Source organism: Steroidobacter flavus, assembly GCF_042651805.1.
In the GTDB taxonomy this organism is placed as follows: Bacteria; Pseudomonadota; Gammaproteobacteria; order Steroidobacterales; family Steroidobacteraceae; genus Steroidobacter; species Steroidobacter flavus.
This window is the reverse complement of record NZ_JBHSDU010000015.1, coordinates 895,143-913,691: the sequence shown is the minus strand read 5'-3', so window position 1 is coordinate 913,691 and position 18,549 is coordinate 895,143. Positions and strand designations below refer to the sequence as shown.

At 61.1% G+C, this 18,549-nt stretch carries 16 protein-coding genes; 10 read left to right on the top strand and 6 right to left on the bottom strand.

What is annotated here, in order from left to right:
* Positions 1 to 10 precede the first annotated feature (10 nt).
* From ACFPN2_RS31845 to ACFPN2_RS31820, 6 genes are all read right to left on the bottom strand, one after another.
* The gene (locus ACFPN2_RS31845; RefSeq protein WP_380604269.1) at positions 11 to 1,213 is read right to left on the bottom strand and encodes a nucleotide disphospho-sugar-binding domain-containing protein; all 1,203 of its coding nucleotides are present in this window, start codon (positions 1,211 to 1,213) and stop codon (positions 11 to 13) included.
* Entirely contained in the window at positions 1,213 to 2,340 is a 1,128-nt protein-coding gene (rfbG, locus tag ACFPN2_RS31840; protein ID WP_380604267.1) for a CDP-glucose 4,6-dehydratase, read from the bottom strand. The genes ACFPN2_RS31845 and rfbG overlap by 1 nt, the downstream gene beginning before the upstream one ends.
* On the bottom strand, positions 2,337 to 3,107 hold the full coding sequence (gene rfbF, locus ACFPN2_RS31835) for a glucose-1-phosphate cytidylyltransferase (protein WP_380604265.1): 771 nt from the start codon (positions 3,105 to 3,107) through the stop codon (positions 2,337 to 2,339). The genes rfbG and rfbF overlap by 4 nt, the downstream gene beginning before the upstream one ends.
* A gap of 193 nt (positions 3,108 to 3,300) precedes the next feature.
* On the bottom strand, positions 3,301 to 4,185 hold the full coding sequence (locus tag ACFPN2_RS31830) for an NAD-dependent epimerase/dehydratase family protein (RefSeq protein ID WP_380604263.1): 885 nt from the start codon (positions 4,183 to 4,185) through the stop codon (positions 3,301 to 3,303).
* Between the two features lie 104 nt (positions 4,186 to 4,289).
* On the bottom strand, positions 4,290 to 5,513 hold the full coding sequence (locus tag ACFPN2_RS31825) for a methyltransferase domain-containing protein (RefSeq protein WP_380604261.1): 1,224 nt from the start codon (positions 5,511 to 5,513) through the stop codon (positions 4,290 to 4,292).
* A 92-nt stretch (positions 5,514 to 5,605) separates the two neighbouring features.
* Positions 5,606 to 7,414, bottom strand: a complete 1,809-nt coding sequence (locus tag ACFPN2_RS31820; RefSeq protein WP_380604259.1) for a glycoside hydrolase family 15 protein — start codon at positions 7,412 to 7,414, stop codon at positions 5,606 to 5,608.
* Here ACFPN2_RS31820 and ctaD point away from each other — a divergent pair.
* From ctaD to ACFPN2_RS31770, 10 genes are all read left to right on the top strand, one after another.
* Positions 7,387 to 9,453 (top strand): cytochrome c oxidase subunit I, encoded by a 2,067-nt coding sequence (ctaD, locus tag ACFPN2_RS31815; protein WP_380604257.1) that lies wholly within the window; start codon positions 7,387 to 7,389, stop codon positions 9,451 to 9,453. The genes ACFPN2_RS31820 and ctaD overlap by 28 nt on opposite strands.
* Positions 9,450 to 10,061, top strand: coding sequence for a cytochrome c oxidase subunit 3 (locus ACFPN2_RS31810; protein WP_380604255.1), 612 nt, complete (start codon positions 9,450 to 9,452; stop codon positions 10,059 to 10,061). Before ctaD ends, ACFPN2_RS31810 begins: the two co-directional genes overlap by 4 nt.
* Positions 10,058 to 10,441: a hypothetical protein gene (locus tag ACFPN2_RS31805; RefSeq protein WP_380604253.1), complete on the top strand. Its 384-nt coding sequence runs from the start codon at positions 10,058 to 10,060 to the stop codon at positions 10,439 to 10,441. Before ACFPN2_RS31810 ends, ACFPN2_RS31805 begins: the two co-directional genes overlap by 4 nt.
* Positions 10,438 to 12,276, top strand: coding sequence for a methanol/ethanol family PQQ-dependent dehydrogenase (locus ACFPN2_RS31800; RefSeq protein ID WP_380604251.1), 1,839 nt, complete (start codon positions 10,438 to 10,440; stop codon positions 12,274 to 12,276). The genes ACFPN2_RS31805 and ACFPN2_RS31800 overlap by 4 nt, the downstream gene beginning before the upstream one ends.
* Positions 12,260 to 13,120, top strand: coding sequence for a substrate-binding domain-containing protein (locus ACFPN2_RS31795; protein WP_380604249.1), 861 nt, complete (start codon positions 12,260 to 12,262; stop codon positions 13,118 to 13,120). The genes ACFPN2_RS31800 and ACFPN2_RS31795 overlap by 17 nt, the downstream gene beginning before the upstream one ends.
* Positions 13,117 to 13,590 carry a c-type cytochrome gene (locus tag ACFPN2_RS31790; protein WP_380604247.1) on the top strand — a complete coding sequence of 158 codons (474 nt, stop codon included), beginning with the start codon at positions 13,117 to 13,119 and terminating at the stop codon, positions 13,588 to 13,590. The genes ACFPN2_RS31795 and ACFPN2_RS31790 overlap by 4 nt, the downstream gene beginning before the upstream one ends.
* Before the next feature lie 3 nt (positions 13,591 to 13,593).
* Positions 13,594 to 14,610: a cytochrome c oxidase subunit II gene (gene coxB / locus ACFPN2_RS31785; protein WP_380604245.1), complete on the top strand. Its 1,017-nt coding sequence runs from the start codon at positions 13,594 to 13,596 to the stop codon at positions 14,608 to 14,610.
* 62 nt (positions 14,611 to 14,672) lie between these two features.
* Entirely contained in the window at positions 14,673 to 15,482 is an 810-nt protein-coding gene (locus ACFPN2_RS31780; protein ID WP_380604243.1) for a cysteine hydrolase family protein, read from the top strand.
* 18 nt (positions 15,483 to 15,500) lie between these two features.
* Positions 15,501 to 16,772 carry a nicotinate phosphoribosyltransferase gene (gene pncB / locus ACFPN2_RS31775; protein WP_380604240.1) on the top strand — a complete coding sequence of 424 codons (1,272 nt, stop codon included), beginning with the start codon at positions 15,501 to 15,503 and terminating at the stop codon, positions 16,770 to 16,772.
* Between the two features lie 5 nt (positions 16,773 to 16,777).
* Positions 16,778 to 18,484: an NAD+ synthase gene (locus ACFPN2_RS31770; RefSeq protein WP_380604238.1), complete on the top strand. Its 1,707-nt coding sequence runs from the start codon at positions 16,778 to 16,780 to the stop codon at positions 18,482 to 18,484.
* Positions 18,485 to 18,549: the final 65 nt, after the last annotated feature.

The window sequence follows — 18,549 nt, the reverse complement described above, 5'->3', positions numbered from 1 at the left end:
CGATGGATTGTCAAAGCGAGCTCATAAATGTTTCCACTGCATCGATGGCAGTGACTGCGTTGCCTGATTCAGCGAATACGCCCTGCATTTCTCTGGTTCGCTCAGAGAGCGCCTGATCGCGGATCATGAGGTCCAGGCTCTGGCGGATCGTGGCGACGCTCAGTTCCGATTGCGGCACGACGCGGCCCAGTCCGAGCTCGGCCACTCGGTGCGCTACTTCCAGCGTGTAGGGGCTGCCGGGCACAGCGAGCACGGGGACGCCGTGGCACAGCGCTTCCAAGGTGCTGCTCATGCCGCCATGGCAGGCGAACAGCGTGGCCTGAGAGATGATCTCGGTGTTGGGACGATCGCGATTGATCGTCACGTTGGCCGGCAGCGGTCCCAACGCATCGACCGGCACATCGTCGCCAATCGACAGAATGCCGCGACAGTGCATGCCCGCGATCGCCTCAAGAAACATTCGGAAGTAGGGCCGGTTCGATGTTTGCGTTTCGGCGAGGCCCGAGTATCCGGACACCAATATCAGCGGCTCAACCTTGTCTGCACCGGCGTGCGAGCGCGAGCGATTGCCGATGAACAGGAACGTTTCATCGAACAGGTCGGCGCGATATTGAAAGGCGCGCGGAATGAAATGAATGTTCAGCGGCTCGGTATGCCAGAGATTGCCTTCCTGGCGAAGGTCGTGAGCGTGGAACAGTTCATCGAGACGTTGGGCATACGGGATCATCGCGGCCGGCGTTACGCACCGGCCCCGGTCCCAGTAGCGAGTACGGCCGGGATAGGCAAAATGCGGAGAGAACTGCACGGCGCGACGTTGGCAGCGGCGGGCGATGATGCGAGCCGGGATGCTGTACCTGTTATAGACGATCAGATCGGGTCGATGCTCCGCATAGAACGGCCCGACCTGCGCCAGGAATGCATCGGTCTCGCGCACCAGATGTTCCCATTCGAGATCCGACGTCTCGAAGCGGGCGGGATCGTTCAAGGGCGATTGGGCGCGCAGTTCGTTCTCTGCTGTCAGCGCATCGCTCGCAGGCGTGGAGCGATAGGGCACGGGCTCAGCACCTGTGGCGCGCACGGGCTCGATGAATTTCGAGATCGCTGGGCAGGTAACACGATAGCCACGCGTGACGAGCTCCGAGCACAGAGGTAGCACCGGCAACAGGTGCCCCTTGCCCATGAGCGTGAAAACCGCGACGTGTCGGCGAGCCATCAGTTCACAGCCCAAAGAACGCCGCACTCCGGCTGCACGCTCTGCACACGATCATTGGCAGCCATGCCCGTCGCCTCGTACGCTGCGATCTCATCCATGACTGTGCGACGGATGGATTCAGCGCGCTCGTAGGCCTGATGCCAATGCACCACCGAACGGAGTGCACGTTCGAGCGTCCAACGAGGTTGCCAGCCGAGTGCCGAGCGCGCCTTGCTGCTGTCGAGCATCAGCAGTCCGGCTTCATGAGGCTTGATGCCCGCATCGACGTCCCAGTGCATTCGCGTGCCATAGAGATCGGACAGCGTGTCGACGATCCATCGCACCGAGCGCGCGTCGGCGGCGGCCGGGCCGAAGTTCCAGCTTTGTGAGAAGCGTTGCGGATCGTCCCAAAGGCGTTCTGCGAGCAGCAGATAGCCCGATAGCGGCTCGAGCACGTGTTGCCACGGTCGAATCGCATCCGGATACCGGATGCAGGGGCGAGTGTGTCGCTTGATTGCCATCATTACATCCGGCACCAGGCGATCCTGTGCGAAATCGCCACCGCCGATGACGTTGCCGGCACGCGCGCTGGCCACAGCAACGCATCGCCCATGCTGTGCCTGGAAGAAAGACCTGCGATACGCGGAGGTCACCAGCTCCGCGCAGCCTTTGCTACTGGAGTAGGGATCGTGACCGCCGAGCGGATCGCCTTCCCGATACGCCCATTGTCGTTCGGTGTTTTCGTAACATTTGTCGCTGGTGACGTTGACGACCACGCGACAGGTTTTCGAGCGTCGTGCCGCTTCGAGCAGATGCACGGTGCCGAGCACGTTGACCGCATACGTCGTCACGGGATCAGCATAAGAAACACGCACCAACGGCTGAGCAGCGAGGTGCAGAACGATTTCCGGCTCGAACGTGTCGAATGCGGCCTGCAGTCTGTCGAGGTCGCGGATATCCGCGTACACCGACTCCATGTCGCTGCCCACCGATGCGAGCTTGAACAGGCTGGGGCCGTCCGGCGGCGGCAATCCATAGCCGAGCAGGGTGGCGCCGGCTCGTTGCAACCACAGGCTCAACCACGAGCCCTTGAAGCCGGTGTGTCCGGTGATCAGCACGCGCTTGCCGGCCCAGAACCACGGGTTCATTGCCACACCTTCCAAGGCGCGCGGTCGGTCCGCCACAAGGATTCGAGATATTGCTTGTCGCGCATCGTATCCATCGCGGCCCAGAAGCCTTGATGCTGATAGGCGCCGAGTTGTCCCTCGGCGGTGAGCCGGCGCAGTGGCTCCTGTTCCCACACGTCCGCATCGCCTTGCAGGTAATCGAACACGGCTGGCTCAAGGACGAAGAAGCCGCCGTTCACCCACCGACCGTCGCCATTGGGTTTTTCGGTAAAGCGGTCGACGCGCGTGCCGTCGAGCTCCAGGCAACCGAATCGACCGGCAGGCTGAACGGCAGTGACCGTGGCGTGCCGTCGATGCGACTCGTGGAATTCGGTGAGGTTGCGAATGCTCACGTCGCTGACACCGTCGCCATACGTGAGATAGAAACGTTCGCGACCGACGTACTCGCGAACTCGCAGCAGTCGGCCGCCGGTCATCGTGTCCGCACCGGTATCGACCACCGTGATGCGCCAGTGCTCTGCACGCGGCTGGTGCACTCGAACGGTGTTGTCGCGCATGTCGAGTGTGACGTCGGCCATGTGCAGGAAATAGTTGGCGAAGTACTCCTTGATCAAATAGCCCTTGTAACCGCAGCAGATCACGAAGTCCTGAATGCCATGCACGGAGAACAGCTTCATGATGTGCCAGAGAATCGGCTTGCCGCCGATCTCGATGAGCGGCTTCGGTCGCAAATGACTCTCCTCGCTGATCCGTGTCCCCAAGCCTCCTGCCAGTATCACGGCCTTCATTGCTTCCTCCGCGACGCGCTGATATCGTCGTCACAATAACGTCATAAAAACGTCACATTTCACGCGGCGAGCACCGCTTCCGTGCGCTCAACTCTTCGTGGTGCTCGAAGCTTTATGACCGACGTATGAAGGTGTCAAGGCCGCTGTGTGACAGCGCGCGTGCAGAGCGTGACTTCGCTGCGATGTTTGTTTGCTATTTGAATTGGTGTCGAAGTACGCGCGCGAGGCCTTCTTCGAGCGACACTCGCGGTGTCCAGCCAGGGACGAGCGCGCCTCGCCACGGTTTCAAGCGGCGCGATGCGCGCTTGTTGTCGCCATCGATCGACAGGGAATGCCCGGTGATTCTCTCAAACAACATCGCCAGTTCCGATGAACTCACATCGCGTCCGCAAGTCACCGAGTAGTGGCGCAGATCGCCTGTGTGTGCTGCTGAATCGTTCATCAGCAGAAGCGCTTGAACGAAAGCACTCGCGGCATCGCTCACATGGATCGGATCGATCCATGCTTCTGCGCCGTGCATCGTGATCGAGCGACGTTGCGAGCACGCGGCGGCCATGTCGGTGATCAATGTCGGACGCGGATCGAGCTCGCCATAGACGTTGCACAGAGTGAGCACGCTTGCGGCGAATTCGCAGGCGTCGACGTAGTAACGGAGCACGCATTCGAAAGCCTGTTTGGTGGCCGAATACAAGTTGAACGGCCGATACTCGCCGGTAGCCGAATACTGCAGATACGAGCCGGCGGTAATGAACGAGTAACAGTCGGACTGGCGAGCCGCCTCCAGCAGCTGGGTGCCGAAAAGAATGTTTGTATGGTTGAACGCTGCAATGTCTTCGAGCCGGTGCTCGCGTCGCGCCAGTGCGGCAAGATGAATCACGGCGGTGGGCTTTATTTGCTGGAATAGCGTTACCAGCGGTTCTGTCCGGCCATCGATTCGGTGAATGTTCGTTATTTCGGGAAACGATGTGGCCGCGGCTTGCCGGGTCAGGCCGTGAACTTCGATGTCCGCTTGCGCGAGCTGCAATGCCAGCTCACGCCCCAGGTGTCCGGTCACTCCGCTGATGACAACTCGGTGCATGATTATTGGCTTATTGAAAAAACGGTCATGTGTTAACCGTGATTGCATCGTCCACTATGCACGATTGGGCGCATGTCCCGATCCACCGGTGAATGCGAGTGTCGCTACACCACGCTCAGCTCGGGAATGACGGTGACGAACTTGCCGCCCCATTGTCGAACCGGTGCCAGCGACGTCATGATTTCGTCGCGCAGGTTCCAGGGCAGAATCGCGATGTAATCGGGCCGTTGTTCGTAGATGGCATCGACGCTCAGCACCGGGATGCGGCTGCCAGGCAGGTAGGTGCCTTGCTTGGCCGGATTTCTGTCGACGACGAATGGCAACAGATCGGGACGCACGCCCGCGTAGTTGAGCAGCGTGTTGCCTTTCGCGGCCGCGCCATAGGCCGCGACGGACTTGCCTTCCTTCTTCGCGTCCAGCAGGAACCGCAGGAACTGGTTCTTCACTGCATCGATCCTTCTCTGGAAGTCGGCGTAGTACGGCTGCGAGGTGATGCCTGCCTGATTTTCGCGTTTGAGAAGGCTGTCGACGGCCGGCGAACGCTCGCGAGACCCACTCAGTCGCTGCGCGTACACCCGCAGACTGCCGCCATGCGTTGGCAGCTCTTCAACGTCGAATATCTCCAGGCCGTTGCAGGCGAAGATGCCGCGGACGGCGGTGAGTGACAGGTAGGAGTAGTGCTCGTGATAGATGGTGTCGAACTGGCAGCTCGCGACCAGGTTGAGGAAGTGCGGGAACTCGAACGTCGCGACGCCGCTTGGCTTCAGTAGCAGCGCCACGCCGCGGACGAAATCGTTGATGTCGGGCACGTGAGCGAGGACGTTGTTGGCGGCGATCACGTCGGCTTGTTGAGCATTGCTGACCATCGCGTTCGCGAGTCGCACGCCGAAGAAGTCCTGGATGATTTCTATGCCCTTGGCACGAGCGCTATCGGCGGTGCTTGCGGTAGGTTCGACGCCGATACATGGAATGCCGGCGGCCTTCACGAATTGCAGCAGATAGCCATCGTTTGCCGCCAGCTCGACCACGAGCGAGCGTTCATTCAGGCGGAACCGGCTCGCCATCATCGCCACGTAGCGCTGCGCATGTTCCAACCAGCTTTGTGAGTAGGAGCTGAAATACGCGTATTCGTCCGTGAAGAACTCGTTTGCGTCGGCGTAATCTTCGGTCTGTACCAGCCAGCAAGAGGTGCAGGCGAGCACCCGAAGCGGGTACCACCGTTCGGCACGACGCAGGCCGTCCGGGGTGAGATAGGCATTCGATGGCGGAGCGCTGCCCAGGTCCGCGAACTGCAGTGTCAATGGAGCGTGACAGTGGCGGCACTTCATTGAGGTCTCCTTGTGCGATAGGCGGTTCCTGCTCTATGCGAGCCACGGGATAGCCAACCGGTAGCCGCATGCGCCAAAAGTACACCGAATGACTAGCGTCTGGATATCGCCGCCTCCGAGCGCTGTTCCGCCGGCTTCTTGGCGTGGGCCAGGTTGCAGGCGGTCGCGACCAGCGACAGATGTGAGAAGGCCTGCGGGAAATTGCCCACCATCCGCTGGCTCGCCGGATCGTATTCTTCGGCGAGCAGACCGACGTCGTTACTCAGCGCCAGCAATCGCTCGAACAGCGCCTGCGCGTCGTCGAGCCGTCCGCACATCGCATAGGCGTCGGCGAGCCAGAAGCTGCAGGGAAGAAACACACCTTCGCCCGGCGGCAAGCCGTCGTCGGTGACTTCGGTGTCGTAGCGTTGCACGAAGCCGTCGCGTAGCAAGCGCTCTTCGATGGCGCGCACGGTTCCCAGAACGCGTGGGTCGTCGGCAGGCAGGAAGCCGAGCTGCGAGATCAACAGCAAGCTCGCGTCCAGATGTTTGGAGCCGTACGACTGCACGAAACAATTGCGCGCCGAGTCGAAGCCTCGTTCGCAAACCTGGCGATGAATGCGATCGCGAAGGGCACACCATCGATCGAGAGGCGCGTCGAGCTTGTAACGTTGGGCGTCCTTGATGGCGCGATCGAATGCGACCCAGGCCATGATCTTGGAATGAGTGAAATGCAGCGCCGGTCCACGCACTTCCCAAATGCCATGGTCCGGTTGTTCCCAGATTTCCGCCAGACGGGTCAGTAGTTGGCATTGCAGGCTCCAGCCGGTTTCCAAGGTAGCGATCCCGCCTTTGCGCGCTTGATGAAGCACGTCCATGATTTCGCCGAACACATCGAGCTGTAACTGCGCGTGGGCCGCATTGCCGACGCGAACGGGGGCCGACTTCTCGTAACCGGGTAACCACGGCACTTCCCATTCAGTGAGGCGGCGCTCTCCAGCGATGCCGTACATGATATGCAGTTGCTCGGGCGTGCCGGCGATGGCTCGTAACAACCATTGACGCCAGGCCTCCGCTTCTTCGAAGTGACCGGCATTCATGAAGGCGAGCAAGGTCAGCGTGGCATCGCGTAGCCAGCAATATCGATAGTCCCAGTTGCGCACGCCGCCGATTTGTTCGGGAAGCGAGGTGGTCGGCGCGGCCACGATTCCACCGGTCGGGCTATAGATCAAGGCACGCAGCGTGATGAGCGAGCGAGCCGCGGCCTCGGGCCAAGGTTGCACCTTTTGACCCTTCGCGACCCATTCGCGCCAGAAATGTTCTGTATCGGCCAGCGCGTGATCCACATTGGGCTTCCTGGGCGGCGGCAGATGCGACTGGCTGTAAGTGAGCACGAACGAGACGCGCTCACCTTGTTTGACAGTGAAGCGGCTCACCGAGCGTAGGTTCTCGCCCTTGATTTCCACGTCGGAATGCAACAGGAGCATGTCCGGGCCCGCGATGGCCTGCCACGTGCCTTTCTCCAATCGGGTCACCCAAGGCACGACGGCGCCGTAGCCGAATCGAATCACCAGCTCGGTGCACAGATCGATCTCGCCGCGTTCGCCGATCACGAGTCGAATGATGTCCGAGGCTTTACCCCGCGGCGGCATGAAGTCGACGATCGTGGCCGCGCCGGTGTCGCTTTCCAGTCTGGTTTCCAGAATGAGCGTGTTGTCGCGATAACGTCGGCTCACTTTCACGTTCGACTCTCTCGCCCCGAGCAGCCACCGGCCACGCCCCGTATCGCCGAGTAATGCCGCGAAGCATGCGTCCGAGTCGAAGCGGGGCCAGCACAGCCAGTCGATGGAGCCATCGCGCCCGACCAGCGCGGCGGTTTCCAGATCGCCAATCAATGCATAGTCTTCAATCCGTCCCGGCATCCGGCTACTCCGCGAGGTCGATGAGTATTCAATGGGTGGGGTCGCCCGCGCGTTCGACGGCAATGTACTTACATGCACTCGCATTGCCACTAATACGCATCGCCGGGAACCGTTTTGTCGAGGGCCGCGTACCCCCAACGCGAGTTCGCGCACTCGAGGTCAATGTGGCGACCGTCAGCGCTACAGAGCGCCTTACGCAACTTTGGGAAACCCCAGATACATGGTGGGGCGTCCTCGCGACTGTCGACCATAAAACTATCGGGAAGCGATATTTAGTCACGGCGCTGATCTTCCTCCTGGCTGGCGGCGTCGAAGCGCTGATCATGCGCGTGCAACTGTCGGCCTCCGGTTTGCGGGTGCTCAATCCAGAAACCTACAATCAGCTGTTCAGCATGCACGGCATCACCATGATCTTCTGGTATGCCTCGCCGATTCTTTCCGGCTTCGGCAACTACCTCGTGCCGCTGCTGCTCGGCGCCCGCGACATGGCGCTGCCGCGGCTGAATGCCTTCAGCTATTGGATGTTCCTGTTCTCCGGCGTGTTCCTGTATGTGAGCCTGGCGCTGGCCCGTGCGCCGCATGCCGGCTGGTTCGCCTACGCGCCGTACACGAACGCTCTATATTCTCCGGGGCTGAACATGGATTTCTACGCGTACGCGCTGGTGCTGCTGACCATCTCGACCACCGCCGGCGCAGTCAATTTCCTGGTCACCATTTTCCGGCTGCGGGCGCCGGGCATGTCCATCAATCGCATGCCGCTGCTGATGTACAGCACGGCGACCACGTCGGCGCTCGCGGTACTGGCGCTACCTGCGCTGAGTGCAGCGTGCGTGTTTCTGGAGCTCGATCGTCAGTGGGGCACGCATTTCTTCGACAGCGCGGCGGGCGGCACGCCGCTGCTGTGGCAACACGCGTTCTGGTTCTTCGGGCACCCCTGGGTATACATCATCTTCCTGCCTGCCACCGGCATGATCTCGATGATATTGCCGGTGTTCGCACGCCGGCCCATCGTCGGCTACACGTGGGTGGCGGTCGCGACGGTGCTGACCGGTGTCGTCGGCATGGGCGTGTGGGTGCATCACATGTTCGCGGTCGGCATGAGCCAGCTCTCCATGAGCTTCTTCAGCGCGGCCAGCATGACCATCTCGATATTCAGCACGGTTCAGGTATTCGCCTGGCTGGCGACCTTGTGGTCGGGCCGTCCGGTGTTGACCGCGTCGATGATGTTCGCACTCGGCTTCATTGCAACTTTCATCATCGGCGGCTTGAACGGCGTGGTCACGGCCGTGATTCCGTTCGACTGGCAGCTCACCGATACCTACTTCGTCGTCTCGCATCTGCATTACGTGCTGATCGGCGCCAATGTGTTCCCTGTGTTCGCGGCGTTCTATTACTGGCTACCGAAGATCACCGGGCGGCTGATGAACGAGACGGCCGGCAAATGGAGCTTCTGGCTCATGTTCGTCGGCTTCAACGTGGCGTTCTTCCCGATGCAGATCACCGGCTTGCTCGGCATGCCCCGGCGCATCTACACCTATCCGGCGGACATGGGGTGGGACACGCTCAACCTCGTGATCACTGCTGGTGCGTTCGTATTTGCGTTGGGCGCGGCAATCAGCGTCTTGAACTTCCTCGTGAGCAGCCGTTACGGTGCGATTGCGGGCCGTAATCCTTGGAAAGCCGACACGCTGGAATGGGCGCTGCCATCGCCGCCGCCGCCGTACGGATCGGTGCACATCCCGACGGTCGTGAGTCGTCATCCGTTGTGGGATGAGCACGAAGAGGAACGCGATCCGTCCGGCGAGCGCATCCTGGATCAGCAGCGACTGACGATATCGACCAGTGCGCTCGACGCCGTGCCCATCGGTCTGGCGAAGATGCCTGAAGACACGATCACGCCGCTGTTGCTCTCGTTGGCCATCATGGCCCTAGCCACGGCGCTGCTCTTGAAAGCGCTGTGGGTGGCTGGCGCGATGTTCTTCGTAATGTTGCTGTTCATCGCGGCCTGGTTGTGGCCACGGCCGGAGAAGCTCGCATGAGCGCGACCACCGCCGTTTCGATTCTCGATCTGCGACTGGATGAGCGTCGCGGCTCGCAAGCGATGGTGTGGTTCATCCTCACCGAGCTGGGGCTGTTCGTCGTGCTGTTCTTCGCCTATTTCTATATGGGCAGCCTGGCCTCGCACTGGCCGATGGATCCGCCGCCGAAATTGCTCATGGCATCGATCATGGTCCTGATCCTGCTGGTGAGTAGCGGGGTCGTCACGTTTAGCGAGCGGCTTGCGACTGCCGGGCGCACCGGGGCCGCACGTGGCGCGTTGCTCGTTACGATTCTCATGGGCGCAGCATTCGTCGTCATGCAGTCGCTCGAGTATCGTGAGCGACTGAAAGTGGTGAAGCCGACCACGGATGCCTACGGCTCGATCTTCTTTACCATTACAACCTTTCACGGCGCGCACCTCGTGGTCGGGCTCGCGATCCTGGTATTCGCGCTGGCGCTGCCGGATCTGGAGGGGAAGCGCAAGCTGCCACACCGACCGTTGCACAACGCGGCGTTGTATTGGCATTTCGTCGATGCGGTGTGGATCGTCGTCGTCGCGTTGCTGTACTACTTGCCGCACTTTCACGGCGGAGGCTTCACGCCGTGAATACCTACGAAATTCCAGCGCGGCCGGCGCGCAGCATCTGGTTTGCCATTCTGGGGGCGCCGCTGGCCTGGGCGGCGCAAGGCCTCATCGGTTGGTTTGTTTCTGCGAGAGCTTGCGCAGGCGATCTCGACAGCGGTGGGGCACGCGTCGCCGAACTCGTCATCTCGATAGTGGCATTGATAGTGGCGCTCGCCGGTGTCGGCATCGGGCTGCGGGCGTGGCGCCATTCGGCGGATTCAAGTATCGCCGCGATTCGCGCCGAGGTGCGACAGGATTTTCTCGCAGCCGTGGCGTTGATCGTCAGCGTCTCGTTTTCGCTCGGCATCGTCTGGGCGGCGCTGTCGGCATTCCTGTTGCCAATGTGTGAGAGGATGCGATGAAAGTGCATCATCCAGTGGCGTTGTTGATGGTGCTCGGCGCCTCGCTTGGCGCCTGTCAGCAGAAGGCGAAAGAACAGCACCCGGCGAGCTGGCATGAAGGCGCGGTCGCGGGCGCCAAGACGGATGTGAAGACGATCTCGCCGCTGCCCGCTGGCGAATGGTCGCTGCCGGCTGGTGACTACGCCAACACGCGCTTCAGCTCGCTCGATCAAATTACTCAAGCGAATGCCAGGAATCTGAAAGTCATCACTACGGTGTCGACGGGGGTGCCGCACGGACACGAGGGCGGGCCGTTGGTCGTGAAGAACACGATGTATGTCGTCACGCCATATCCCAACAATCTCATGGCGCTCGATCTCACGCAGCCGGGCGGCGCGTTGAAGTGGGTCTATGAGCCGCATCCGGATCCGCGGGCGGTCGGCATTGCCTGTTGTGACATCGTCAATCGCGGCGCTTCATATGCCGACGGCAAGATCATCTACAACACGCTCGATGCGCACACTGTGGCGGTGGATGCCGAAACCGGGAAGGAAGTGTGGCGGGCGAAGGTAGGGAACATCGATGTCGGTGAGACGGTCACGATGGCGCCCTTGGTCGTCAAAGACAAAGTCATCGTCGGCAACTCCGGCGCCGAGCTCGGCGTGCGCGGCTGGGTTCTCGCACTCGATGTGAAAGACGGCCACGAGGTCTGGCGCGCGTATAACACAGGACCGGACGCCGACGTGCTGATTGGAGCGAATTTCAAGCCGTTCTATCCCAAGGACCAGGGTAAAGATCTGGGCGTGTCGTCGTGGCCGGGCGAGCAATGGAAGCTGGGCGGCTCGACGGTGTGGGGCTGGGTCTCGTACGACCCGGAGCTGAATCTCATCTACTACGGCACCGGCAATCCCGGCGTGTGGAATCCGGACATCCGGCCCGGCGACAACAAATGGTCTTCCTCGATCTTGGCGCGCGATGCCGACACCGGGCAGGCGCGCTGGGCCTATCAAATCTCCGCGCACGACGCCTGGGACTATGACGAGATCATGGAGAACGTGCTGGTCGATATGAATTACGGCGGGCGGATGCGCAAGCTGCTGATCCATCCCGGCCGCACCGGCTTCGTGTTCGTGCTCGATCGAGAGAATGGCCAGCTGTTGTCGGCGGACAAGTTTCAGCCGGTCAACTGGGCGGACGGTTATGACTTGCAGACCGGCAAGCCGCGGGAGAACGCGGACAAGCGTACGCACTTCGGTGTAGTAACCAAGAACATCTGTCCGTCCTCGACGGGCGGCAAAGAGTTCGTGCCGTCCTCGCTCTCGCCGCGCACCGGGCTTCTCTACATTCCGGCGCACAACACGTGCATGGACTACGAAGGCATCGAATCCAATTACATCGCCGGCACGCCGTATCTCGGGGCGGACGTCAGAATGTTTCGCGGGCCAGGCGACTATCACGGCGAGCTGGTCGCTTGGGATCCGGTCGCACGCAAGGAAGTGTGGGGCATCAAGGAGCGCGATCTGCCTGTGTACAGCGGCGTGCTTTCGACCGCGGGCGACGTTGTTTTCTACGGCACGATGGACGGATGGTTCAGAGCTGTCGATGCACGCAGCGGCGAGCAGTTGTGGCAGTTCAAGACAGGCTCGGGCATCGTGGGCAATCCGATGACCTATCTGGGGCCGGACGGTAAACAGTACGTTGCTGTTTACTCCGGCGTCGGCGGCTGGATGGGCGCGGTGGCGTTCCCGTCCATTTCCGCGGACGATCCTTATGCGGGCTTGGGCGTCGTCGGCGCGATGGCCCAGATCAAGCAGCACACCGGGCCGGGAGATACGCTGTATGTCTTCGGGCTATAAAGTGCCGCTGCTATTTCTGATCGCGGTCATCGCTGCGTTGGCCGCGATGGACATTCGGATGATGCGAGCACACTCCGCCCCGGTCCAAACGGACGAGTTGCGCGTCTGTGCCGATCCAAACAACCTGCCGTATTCGAATGAGCGCGGCGAAGGCTTCGAGAATCGTCTCGCTGAACTGCTCGCCCGCGATCTGAACAAGAAGGTGGTGTACACGTGGTGGCCGCAGCGACGCGGCTTCATTCGCAACACGCTCGATGCGGGGCGATGTGACATCGTTATTGGCGTACCGACGTCAATCGAGCAGGTGCGCACGACGGTGCCGTACTATCGATCCAGCTATGTGTTCGTGACCCGTCGCGCCGATCGACTGCACATCGACACGTTCGACGATGAGCGCCTGCGCATGTTGCGCGTCGGTCTACATACCATCGGAGATGACTACAGTAACGTGCCGCCTGCTGAAGCGCTCGCGCGGCGAGGCATCGCCCGCAACGTGCATGGTTATCCGATCTACGGCGACTATTCGAAAGCGTCGCCGGCACGCGGGTTGATCGACGCCGTCGCGCGCAACGAGATCGACGTCGCCGTCGCCTGGGGGCCCATCGCAGGTTACTTCGCCGACCGGGCAGCGGTGCCATTGGAGGTGAGTGTGCTGTCGGCGCAAGACGAGGAGCCGCAGCTGGCGATGCGCTACTCGATTGGGATGGGTGTCCGTCGCGATAACGCTCAATTCAGCGCACAGCTCGGGCGCGTCATCGACCGGCGGCGTGCCGACATCCGCGAGCTACTTGCGAGCTACGGCGTTCCGCTCGTAGATCCGACGCACGCGAAGGACTCGCCATGAAACCGCACAGCTACGTCACGAGCATGGCCGCAGTCGTAGCGACGGCAATGCTCGCCTCGTGTTCATCCAAAGGCGAGCAGAAAGAAGTCGCCGCGGCCGCGGCTCCGCCACCGGCGATGAATACTCCTGTGGTAGGTCCAGTGCCTGGACCGAAGCGAGCCATTACCGAACGGGTGAATCCTTTCGCGGGCGATCCAGCGGCGATGGCGCAAGGCCGACAGTTGTTCGTCGCATTCAATTGTTCCGGTTGTCACGGCGGACGGGCGGGCGGCGGCATGGGGCCGAGCTTGCGCGACGAGGTCTGGATCTATGGCAACAAGCCCGTCGATATTTTCAACTCCATCGCGCAAGGACGCGCCAATGGCATGCCTGCATGGGGCGCTGTGTTGCCGGAGCAAACGATCTGGCAGCTGACCACGTACATCCAGTCGCTGCGAACGCCGTCCGAGCCGGCGGCGCCACAGAGTTGAGTCATGATCATGCGCAAATGGCTGGCGACTGCATCGCTCTGGACGGGATGCATGCTCGCCGGCTGCGACGGGCCGCAGAATTATATGCAGGCGGGTGGGCCGGCCGCCGCGAAGCTGGCGTCGATCGGCGCGTTCACGCTGATTCTGTTCAGTCTGGTCAGCATCGTCGTGTTATTGCTGCTCTTGTGGGTGGCCGTGCGTCGCCGTGGCACATTGGAGTCGCATGCGCCAATCGATGCGGATGGCGGTCAGCGTTGGATTCTCGTCGGTGGCATCGCTGTGCCCGTCGCGGTGCTGGCGACTGTGTTCGTCAGCTCGTTGCAGGCGATGAGCCATTATCCGATGTCGCATCAGGATGGCGCGGCAGCGGACATTCGTGTTACGGGGCGGCAGTGGTGGTTCAACGCGGAGTATCTTGGTCACACCGTCCACGGCCGGGTCAACTCACCCACCGAAATTCACATTCCCGTCGGGCGGCCCGTGGACATCGAGCTGGTCACGCGCGATGTCATTCATTCCTTCTGGATTCCGAAGCTGCACGGGAAGGTCGATCTGGTTCCGGGCATGACCAACAGGATTCGCATCCGTGCCGACGAGCCCGGGGTGTTCTCGGGGGAATGCGGTGAGTTCTGCGGCGCTCAGCATGCGAACATGCGCTTGCAGGTAGTCGCGCAAAGTGCCGAGGAGTTCGATCGTTGGCTGCGGGACCAACGCGCGAATGCTCGTGAGCCGCAAACTTCCAGTCAAAAAATCGGTCAGCAGGTGTTCATGTCGGCCGCATGTGCGCTCTGTCACACGGTGCGAGGCACGCCGGCGCTCGGCCAGGTCGGTCCGGATCTCACGCATGTGGCCAGCCGCGGCCACATCGCTGGAGGCATGCTGCCCAACAATCGCGGCACGTTGACGGCATGGGTGTCGCACGCTCAAGAGCTCAAGCCGGGCTCCAGAATGCCCGATCTTCCCGGGCTCACCGGCGAGCAGCTGATCGCTCTGTCGGACTATCTGCAAAGCCTGGAATAGCAGAGCTCAGCGAAGCCAGGGCGCTAGTGTTAAGGTGCGCTCATCGCAGCTGAGCGGCCCGCATGCACACTCTTTTGATCGTCGATCCCCAGAATGACTTTTGCGACCCGAAGGGCAGTCTGTTTGTGCCCGGGGCCGGGGAGGACATGCAGCGGCTGGCCGGGTTCATCGGCTCGGCCCGGCGCCGGCTGGGCGAGATCGTCGTGACCCTGGATTCGCATCCGAGCGTTGCCATCGAGCGGCCGACCTTCTGGGCTCGGGGCGATGGCGGCCCGGTCGCGCCGTTTACGCAGATTACCCATGCGCAGGTGATGGCGGGTGAATTCGTCCCGAATGACTCTTCGTTACGGCCGCGAGTGCTGACTTATCTACAAGCCCTGGAGTCCCAGGGACGGTATAAATTGATGGTCTGGCCGGTGCACTGTGTGATCGGCGCCTGGGGGCACAATATCCAGGGCGCCGTGCTCGAGGCGGTCGGTGAGTGGGAGTCGCAAGTTCAGCGCGGGGCGTTCAAGGTGCTGAAGGGCCAGAATCCACTGACGGAGCAATACAGCGCCGTGCGTGCAGAGGTGCCATCGGCGGACGATCCGCGCACTCAGACCAATCGTGAGCTGATCGAGAAATGTCGGCCCGGATCGGAACTGCTGTTGGTGGCGGGCGAAGCAAGTAGTCATTGCGTGGCCGCGACGCTCGAGCATCTATTCGAGGAGTTCTCTGAGCAGGAGTTGCGGCGAGTGGTGCTGTTAGAGGATTGCATGAGTCCCGTCAAAGGCTTCGAATCCAACGCCCAGGCGTTCATCGAACGCGCGGTGGCTCGGGGTGCCCGAGCGATGACCGGCGCTCAAGCGCTCGCGGTAATCTCTACGAATTAAGCTCTGTCGAGTTCTGCCATGTTCACACCCATCATCCAATCGCTGCTCGACACCGATTTATACAAGCTGACCATGCTGTCGCCGATGTTGCATCGGTTTCCGGCGAATCAGGCCGTCTATAGCTTCGTGTGTCGCAACTCACCTCAGTATCCGCTGGCAACCTTGAAGGCGGACGTCGAGGAACAGCTCGATCATTTGTGTACGCTCACTTATACCGAAGAAGAGCTCGCGTACCTGGCGACCAAGTCCTTCTTCAAGAGCGACTTCATCGACTTCCTGCGCATCTTCCATTTTCAACGACGCTACATCTCGGTCAGCACCGAGGGCGACACGCTCAAGGTCGTGGCCCGCGGCCCGCAGATTCATGTAATGGGCTTCGAGATCTTCGTGCTGTCGATCATTAACGAGCTGTACTTCCGGCGTTACTCCACGCCTGAAGTATTGGAAGAAGGGCGCCGGCGGCTGGCGGACAAGATCCTCATGTTGCGCGACTTTCGAACCCAGAGCATGGTGGTCGAGGTACCGGCGCCCAATGTGTTGAAGTTCGCGAATGGCACGAGTGCGCCCATGGAGGGCGGCGCGTTGTACACGATCCGCCATCCCTTCGAGTTCTTCGACTTCGGCACCCGCCGTCGTTTCTCACGCGACTGGCACGAGGAAATGGTGGCCACGCTGGCTCGCGAAGTACCCCAGTATTTCAAGGGCACGTCGAACGTGCATCTGGCCCGGAAGTATGGCATCGCTGCCATCGGCACCATGGCGCACGAGTATCTGCAAACGTTCCAGGCGGTGGGCGTGCAATTGAAGAACTTTCAGAAGGAAGCGCTGGAAGCCTGGGTTCAGGAATATCGCGGCGACCTCGGCGTGGCGCTCACCGATGTGGTCGGTATGGACGCATTCATTTCCGACTTCGATCTGTACTTCGCGAAGCTGTTCGACGGCTTACGTCACGACTCGGGCGATCCGGTCATCTGGGGCGAGAAGGCGCTGGCTCATTATCAACGCTTGAAAGTGGATGCGCACACCAAACGCCTGGTGTTCTCCGACAGCCTCAATATCCCCAAGGCGCTGCGGCTCTATGAGCACTTTTCGGACCGCGTGCAGTGTGGATTTGGCATCGGCACGGATCTCTCCAACGACATGGGCGTTCCTGCTTTGAACATCGTCATGAAGCTCACCGAGTGCAACGGTCAACCGGTCGCGAAACTGTCCGACACGCCGGGCAAGACGCTCTGCTCCGATGAGACGTTCCTGGCGTATCTACGGCAGGTTTTCAAACAGGCGGCCTGAACCTCATGCCTACGCTGACCATCGCGCTAGCTCAAATCAATCCCACCATTGGCGACATCGACGGCAATCTGGCGCTGATCGTTGCAGCCGCGCGGCGGGCGCATGCGGATGGCGCGCAGTTGGTGGCATTCCCCGAGCTTTCGCTCACGGCTTACTATCCGGCCGATCTGCTCGAAGACCCGGATTTTCAGCGGCGCCTGGCGAAGGGTATCGAGGATCTGATCGCGGCGACCCGGGAACTGCCGAATCTGCACTGGGTCGTCGGTGCGCCGACGCCGAACACGGGCATCGGTAAGCCGCTGTTCAACTCGTTGCTGGTTGTGAAGAACGGTGAGGTGCTGCTTCAGTATCACAAGCAGTTACTGCCCACCTACAACATCTTCGATGAGCGCCGGCACTTCGAGCCGGGCCCGGACGTGGCGAAGATTCTGGATATCGAAGATGTGCGGGTCGGCTTCATGATCTGCGAAGACGGCTGGAACGACGAAGAGCGCGACTACGTCGTCAATCCATTCAAGCGCCTGGCCGACGCGGCGCCCGATCTGGTCGTCTCGATCAACGCCAGCCCGTCGAGCATCGGCCGGCGCGAAATGCGTCATGACATCTTTACCAAGGCGAGCGCGCGTCACGGGCTGCCGCTGGTGTATGTCAATCAAATCGGCGGCCACGATCAATTGGTCTATGACGGCGGCTCTTTCGCCGTCGATCCCGCGCGCGGCGTGGTGATGGAGGGCGCGCGTTTCAAACCTGACCTCATGGTCCTGCAGGTGCATTCGCGCGCGAAGTTTCTGGATCGCGAGGGCAAGGAGCTCGGTGCGATCGATGCGAAAGGGCTTTCGACCAATGAGTTCTATCGCCAGCAACTGCTGCTCGGTCTGCGCGACTACGCACGTCGTTGCGGATTCTCGACGGCGGTGGTCGGCTGCTCCGGCGGTATCGATTCGGCACTGACGCTGGCTATCGCTGTGGAGGCGCTGGGGGCCAATAACGTCGTGGCGATCACCATGCCGTCGCACTATTCGAGCACGGGCAGCGTCACTGATTCGCAGCGATTGTGTCAGAACCTCGGGATCGCGCTGTACACGCATCCCATCGGGGATCTGGTGGAGCAATACGCGGGTCAGTTCGGTACGGTCTTCGGCGAGCCTTTGGTGGGATTGTCCAAGGAGAATCTGCAGGCGCGCATCCGTGGCACGATCCTGATGGAGTTTTCGAATCGCTTCGGTCATCTGTTGTTGACCACCGGGAACAAGAGTGAGATCTCGGTGGGTTACTGCACGTTGTACGGCGATACCAATGGCGGTCTGGGTGTCATTGGCGATCTCTACAAGACCGAAGTGTTCGAGCTGTCGCGCTCCTACAATGAAGTCGCCGGCCGCGAGATCATTCCAACGGCTATCATCGACAAGCCGCCGTCAGCCGAGCTGGCGCCGGGCCAGAAGGACACCGATAGTCTGCCGCCGTACGAGATTCTGGATCCGATCCTGAAAACGCTCATCGAAGGCTCCCGTCTGTCGCAAAAAGAAGGCGAGGAGGCGATGAGGTTTGTGCTGGAGACCTCGAAGACGGACGACGGCAAGGCGCTCATCGAGCGGGTGAAGAAGATGATCGCGCGTAACGAGTACAAGCGCCGGCAGGCGCCGCCCATTCTGCGCGTGCGGTCGCGAGCTTTCGGCAGTGGGCGGCAGATGCCCATTGCCGCGAAATATTGATCTGATAACTTGGACCGGCCGTTTCCCCCGAAGGGGAAACATCACTCTTTGTTTTTAAAAGTCAT